Source organism: Rhizobium sp. 01T417 (assembly GCF_056398905.1).
Genome location: NZ_JBFTQH010000059.1, coordinates 21,118 through 27,275 on the forward strand (window position 1 = coordinate 21,118; position 6,158 = coordinate 27,275).

4 protein-coding genes are annotated in these 6,158 nt (G+C 57.9%); 2 read left to right on the forward strand and 2 right to left on the reverse strand.

Annotated features, from left to right (window positions below; translation table 11 throughout):
• Positions 1 to 109 precede the first annotated feature (109 nt).
• Together AC1DPR_RS29760 and AC1DPR_RS29765 are read left to right on the forward strand one after the other, a co-directional pair.
• Positions 110 to 1,645, forward strand: a complete 1,536-nt coding sequence (locus AC1DPR_RS29760) for an FAD-dependent oxidoreductase (RefSeq protein ID WP_477817818.1) — start codon at positions 110 to 112, stop codon at positions 1,643 to 1,645.
• Positions 1,646 to 1,912: 267 nt separating this feature from the next.
• Positions 1,913 to 2,827, forward strand: a complete 915-nt coding sequence (locus AC1DPR_RS29765; RefSeq protein ID WP_477817819.1) for a universal stress protein — start codon at positions 1,913 to 1,915, stop codon at positions 2,825 to 2,827.
• A 396-nt stretch (positions 2,828 to 3,223) separates the two neighbouring features.
• Here AC1DPR_RS29765 and AC1DPR_RS29770 read toward each other — a convergent pair whose 3' ends face one another.
• Together AC1DPR_RS29770 and ctaD are read right to left on the reverse strand one after the other, a co-directional pair.
• Positions 3,224 to 3,886, reverse strand: a complete 663-nt coding sequence (locus tag AC1DPR_RS29770) for a uracil-DNA glycosylase family protein (RefSeq protein WP_477817820.1) — start codon at positions 3,884 to 3,886, stop codon at positions 3,224 to 3,226.
• 123 nt (positions 3,887 to 4,009) lie between these two features.
• Complete coding sequence (ctaD, locus tag AC1DPR_RS29775; RefSeq protein WP_477817821.1) at positions 4,010 to 5,605, reverse strand: cytochrome c oxidase subunit I; 1,596 nt, start codon at positions 5,603 to 5,605, stop codon at positions 4,010 to 4,012.
• Positions 5,606 to 6,158: the final 553 nt, after the last annotated feature.

Sequence of the window (6,158 nt, forward strand, 5' to 3'; positions counted from 1 at the left end):
ACTGAAACGTGATGGGCGCTAACCAGACAGAAGATTCTGGCTAGTTGACCTCCGAGTTCCCGCTTCGCTGTATCGACGATTTTACCACCCGATCGCCAAGGAGAAGGATATGGCTGAAGTCCATACCAAACTAAACGGGCCGGATCTTGTCGAGGGCATCGCGCTTGCCGATCTTCCCGATGGAGGAAAGCTTCTTGGCCATTACGGCGACGAGCAGGTGTTGTTGGTACGCCGCGGAGACGCGATCTTCGCGATCGGGGCGACATGCACGCATTATGGCGGGCCGCTCGTCGACGGACTTGTAGTTGAGGATACCATCCGGTGTCCATGGCATCACGCCTGCTTCGATTTGCGTACGGGCGAGGCCCTGCATGCGCCTGCCTTTAGTCCGCTCGCTTGCTGGCATGTAGAGCAGCGCGATGGTCGGATATTTGTGAAAGAAAAGCGCAAGCGGACGGTACCGAAGCAGCGCGATGGACGCTCCCGCGAGGATCCGGATAGGATCGTCATAGTGGGGGGCGGCGCGGCGGGGTTCGCAGCAGTCGAGACGTTGCGGCGCGAACATTATCAAGGCAGCATCGTCATGCTTAGCAACGACGACACGCCCCCCGTTGATCGGCCCAATCTTTCTAAAGACTACCTCGCCGGTAAAGCACCGGAGGATTGGATCCTACTCCGCGCCGAAAGCTTTTACGCAAAGAACGATATTGATCTCCGTCTCAATGCGAACGTGGCCAGCATCGATATAGGTTCTAACGAGGTTGTTCTCGCGGCCGGGGTCCGGATCCCGTACGACAGGCTGTTGCTTGCGACCGGAGCTGAACCGGTCCGCCTTACCATTCCCGGTGCGGACCAGCCACACGTTTACACGCTGCGCTCGATCGCAGATTGCAAGGCTATCATTGAGCGGGCCATGACAGCACGGCGCGCCGTCGTGGTCGGCGCCAGTTTCATCGGTCTGGAGGTTGCCGCGGCCCTGCGCGCGCGCAATATCGAAGTTCATGTCGTGGCGCCCGACAAACGGCCCATGGAGCGGATCCTGGGCCCGCAAATGGGCGACTTCATCCGCGCCCTCTACGAGGAGAATGGTGTCGTATTCCATCTCGAGAATACCGTCAGCAGCGTCGACGGCACGAAGATGAAGCTCAGCAATGACGATATCCTGAGTGCGGATTTCGTCGTCGCGGGCGTTGGTGTGCGACCGCGGACTGAGCTTGCCGAAAAAGCGGGCCTGCGTGTTGACAATGGTGTAGTCGTGAACGCGTTTCTCGAGACGAGTGCACGAGGGATCTTCGCGGCTGGCGATATTGCGCGGTGGCCCGATCCCCACAGTGGCGAGTACATTCGGGTCGAGCATTGGGTGGTCGCAGAGAGGCAGGGGAGGACCGCGGCCCTCAATATGCTTGGCCATCGCGAGGAATTCATCGCTGTACCGTTCTTTTGGAGCCAGCATTACGATGTTCCCATCAACTATGTCGGCCATGCCGCGCAATGGGACGAGATCGAGGTCGATGAGGATCTCATCGCTAAGGATTGCGTGCTGCGCTTCAAGCGCGCGGGGCGTACGCTGGCTATCGCTTCGATCTTCCGCGACCTTGAGAGCCTGAAGGCCGAGGCGGAAATAGAGCAACAGATGGCGACTTAGCAACGCGCTCGGGCACAGCAATCAGAGGAGAACGCAATCAGAAATCGCTGAGCAGAATGCCGGTGACTGCGAGGAGACACAACGCAGTAGGACATTGCAACACCCGTATTGCGCCGGTGGGGCCCAAGGCCTGGCGGATTCAAGATACCCGGAAAAGATTGGCCACAAAAGGCGAACTGCTTGGACCTGTTCAAGTAGGGACAACAACGACGGCTGGCCGAACCTGAGAGTTCTTCGTGAGATGCTCGAGTACCGTCGAGTTTTTTAATGTCCCAAGGCGTCTGCCTTTTGTCAAAGCGCTCCTCAGGCAAGCCCCCGGTCCAGCACTCGTTTAGAGGCTCATTACTGAAGGAAGATCAAATGACGTACAAGTCAATCTTACTCAATCTCAACATCGACGGTATGGTCGCGCCCGTCATCCAGCTCGGTGTCGATCTGGGTCGGCGGTTCGATGCGCGCCTTATCGGCTTTTCGGCTGCCGATGTTCCGCCGCCCGTCATGATGGACGGAGGAGTGGGCTTTGGAGGTGAGAGCACGGTGCGTCAGTTGAAGAACATCGAGCGACGCCTAGAAGACCGTCGCGCGGAATTCAAAAGTCTTATTGGCACAACGGTTGAGACGGAATGGCACGGCGCGGTAGGCAATCCGACCAGTTTGCTGATCGACTCGGCGTGTATGGCCGATCTCATCGTCACGGCGCCGCCAGAGGTGGTCTCTTCTGGCGACGTTCATCGTTCCGCTGATCTAGGTAACCTAATTCTTCAGGCAGGGCGACCTGTATTCGTCGCTTCGACCAATCAGCAGAGTTCCCGACTCAATAAGGTTCTTGTCGGGTGGAAGGACACGCGTGAAGCCAGGCGCGCAGTTGTCGACGCCATGCCGTTTCTGCAACTGGCTCAAGAGGTTCATGTGATCACGATCGACGATGGCGCGACGGATGAAACCTGGACAAGCTTGAACGATGTTGTCGCCTTTCTTTCCCTTCACGACGTAAAGGCGAAGGCGGACGTGTTTTCGGAAAAATCCGACGGTCGAAGCATCGCCGATGTGGCCGAAGCGATGAATGCGGACTTGACCATATCCGGCGCCTACGGCCACAGCAGGTTCAGGGAGTGGATCTTCGGCGGCGCAACCCGCTCGCTGCTTGAAAATGACCGATTGAACCGGATCATGTCGAATTGATCACATGTCCGAACAGGCCGGTTTCGTGAACCGTGGGTTCACGGCGGACACCGACATGGAATTCCGGGGATCTCGCTGCGGGGGACCTCGCCCCCAGGCCCGACCGTCTCACGTGCGGGGGGGCGCCGAGCGCCGGCGTCAGGCCACGGCACGCAACATGCTTGTCCGTCCGCGAGCGGCTCGAACGCGTGACATTCTTCGCGGACCGAGCAGTACGATTTCAGCGTGCCCAACGTTGGGTCGCTCCTAAGGATTGGACGAGGCGGAAATCGAAGCTGGTGCGCGGCGGCATTTGTCCATCGCGACTTGGCGGGACTCCGCGCCTGACCAGGCGGTTACGGGAATCGGACCTGACCTTAGCCGAATTGATCGAGACAATCAGATCTATCATGACGGTTAAAGAGGTGCAGCCGCGTTGCCTAGCATAGCAGCAACCCGGGTGCGCAGATGAGGCACCACCTCGTTCTCAAACCATGGGTTGCGACGCAGCCAGACTGTACTGCGCCACGAGGGATGAGGCAGCGGGATCACCGCGGGACCATAGTCGCGCCATGCGGCGACGGTCGCGGTCATCGACCGCTCTGAGGTATGCTGCAAGGCCCACCGTTGAGCGTAACTGCCGACCATAAGCGTCAGTTCCACCCTCGGAAGGCACGCCAGGAGAGACCGTCGCCAGAGCGCGGCGCAGCGGGGCGGTGGCGGACAGTCGCCGCCTTTAGGATTGGTGCCTGGAAAGCAGAACGCCATTGGGACCACGCCAATTCGCGAGTCTGCATAGAACGTGTCGCGATCTAGCCCAAGCCACTCACGCAGACGATCGCCTGAGGGATCATCGAATGGCAGTCCACTCTCATGGGCGCGTCGGCCCGGGGCTTGGCCACAGATCAAGAGGCGGGTCTCAGAGTTTACTTGGATCACTGGGCGTGGTTCATGGCTGAATTCCCTAGCACATGCGCGACAGGCACGAATGCTCGAAAGCAACGTGTCAAGTTGCGACCGTTCAGAACTAGCGGTTGCTTCGGGGCTCTCCAAGTCGAAGTTAGATGCAGCAACGTCCACCAAGTCATTCTACCTTATAATCAATTCAACAGATTTGTTTGTCTGGATCTGTAGTCTCTTTCACGTTCTCCCGACCAAAGGTCGCAGCGACCACAGGTCTTGATGTGGAACCGGAGGCGCACGTCAGAGAATGCGCGGCAGTTGTTGCCATTGATGGAAGGGTGGCGGCGACGGCAATTGCCATTCGAGCGTGGTCGCCCCTTCGCCCCATGGATTGGCGCCGGCTTTACGTTTGCGGCTGAAAGCCTCCACCACCGTTATAAAGAAGACCATGAGCCCAGCCGTCGAAATGTAGGACCCGATCGAGGAGACGAAATTCCAGCCCGCGAAAGCGTCGGGATAGTCGGCATAGCGTCGCGGCATGCCAGCCATGCCAAGGAAATGTTGAGGGAAGAAGACGAGATTGACGCCTATCAACGTAACCCAGAAATGCACCTTGCCGAGCGTCTCGCTGTACATATAACCAGTCATCTTCGGAAACCAATAATAAAAACCGGCAAAGATGGCGAAGACGGCACCCAGCGACAGTACATAGTGAAAGTGCGCGACTACAAAATAAGTGTCGTGTAACACGCGATCGAGGCCGGGGCTGGCAACCACGATCCCGGTGACGCCGCCAATGGTGAAGAGCAGGACGAAGCCGAGAGCCCAGAGCAACGGCGTTTTGAAATCGATCGATCCACCCCACATGGTCGCCAGCCATGAAAATACCTTAACGCCGGTTGGAACGGCGATGACCATTGAGGCGAAGGCGAAATAGCGCTGGGTGTCCGCAGACAGGCCGGAGGTATACATATGATGCGCCCACACGACAAAGCCAATCGCGCCAATCGCTACCATTGCATAGGCCATTCCGAGATAGCCGAAGATCGGTTTCTTGGCGAAGGTCGAGATGACGTGGCTTATGATCCCGAAACCAGGCAGGATCATGATGTATACTTCGGGATGACCGAAGAACCAGAACAGATGCTGGTAGAGGATCGGATCTCCGCCGCCGGACGGCGCGAAGAAGGCCGTCCCGAAATTGCGGTCTGTCAAAAGCATTGTGATCGCACCGGCGAGCACCGGCAGTGACATGAGCAGCATGAAGGCGGTGACCAGCATCGACCAGGCGAACAGAGGCATCCTATGCAGCGTCATGCCGGGCGCACGCATATTGAGGATCGTGGTGATGAAATTAATCGCGCCGAGAATCGAGGAGGCCCCCGACATGTGAATCGACAGGATAACGAGGTCGACCGCCGGCCCTGGCTGACCGTCCGTCGAATAGGGTGGATAGAGCGTCCAGCCGCCGCCATGACCGAGCGTACCGGGCGCTCCGGGAACAAACATTGAGGTGATGAACAGCAGAAACGATATCACCAGCAGCCAGAACGAGAGATTGTTCAAGCGCGGAAAAGCCATATCCGGCGCGCCGATCATGATTGGCACCATCCAATTGCCGAAGCCACCTATCAGTGCCGGCATGAGGACGAAAAAGATCATCACCAGCCCATGGGCACTGACGACAACATTGTAGCCACCGGGATCGTCGAATAACTGCAAACCTGGTTCCTGCAGCTCCATGCGGATCGACACGGAAAGCGCGGTACCGAGAACGCCGGCCATGATCGAGAACAGCAGGTAGAGCGTCCCGATATCTTTGTGGTTGGTCGAGCAAAACCACCTGACGAGGAACCGGGGCTTGTAATCATCCAGGACTGTGGCTGGATTAGACATGATGTGCTTCCTGCTCTTCACTGCCGGCAGGCGGGCCGATTCAACGATAGACGACAGACATTTACCACCCGCCGCCACAAGGGGGTCAGACCTTGCCTGCGCTTATCCATTTCTCAGCGCCTATCGCATCCATTGGAACGTCGTCCGGCTGTTGATAGGTGTTCTAGGCCCTGCTGCGGCCGTAGCCGACACCGACGACGTGGGGGCGCTTCACATCGCTGCCACTCAAAGGGGAATGTCTTCCTGATCAGCCATTGCACGCTCCAAATCGGTCGCAGCCAAACCGGCCGCGCCTTGAACGTTGAGCCGTATAAAATAGGAAAGCAAACGGAATTAAATGCAGTATTGATGCAGGATAATTGCACTTAAATCGAATGCCCTGATAATATCGATCGCGTCCGCCTGTGGTCGTGTCCCGCCGAGTGGTGTAGTTCGGCGGTAGAGAAGCCGCTCGGGAGCGCGCCCTCATCAGCGCTGTAGCGAGCGAGCGGCGGTCATCGAAGTTCTCCGGTAAAGTCGGGTTGCTGACACCAACCTGATTGGAAGGAACCAC

Coding starts and splice junctions, on each gene's coding strand:
- AC1DPR_RS29765 (WP_477817819.1), top strand. CDS start 1,913: ATGTCCCAAGGCGTCTGCCTTTTGTCAAAGCGCTCCTCAGGCAAGCCC.
- ctaD (WP_477817821.1), bottom strand. CDS start 5,605: ATGTCTAATCCAGCCACAGTCCTGGATGATTACAAGCCCCGGTTCCTC.
- AC1DPR_RS29760 (WP_477817818.1), top strand. CDS start 110: ATGGCTGAAGTCCATACCAAACTAAACGGGCCGGATCTTGTCGAGGGC.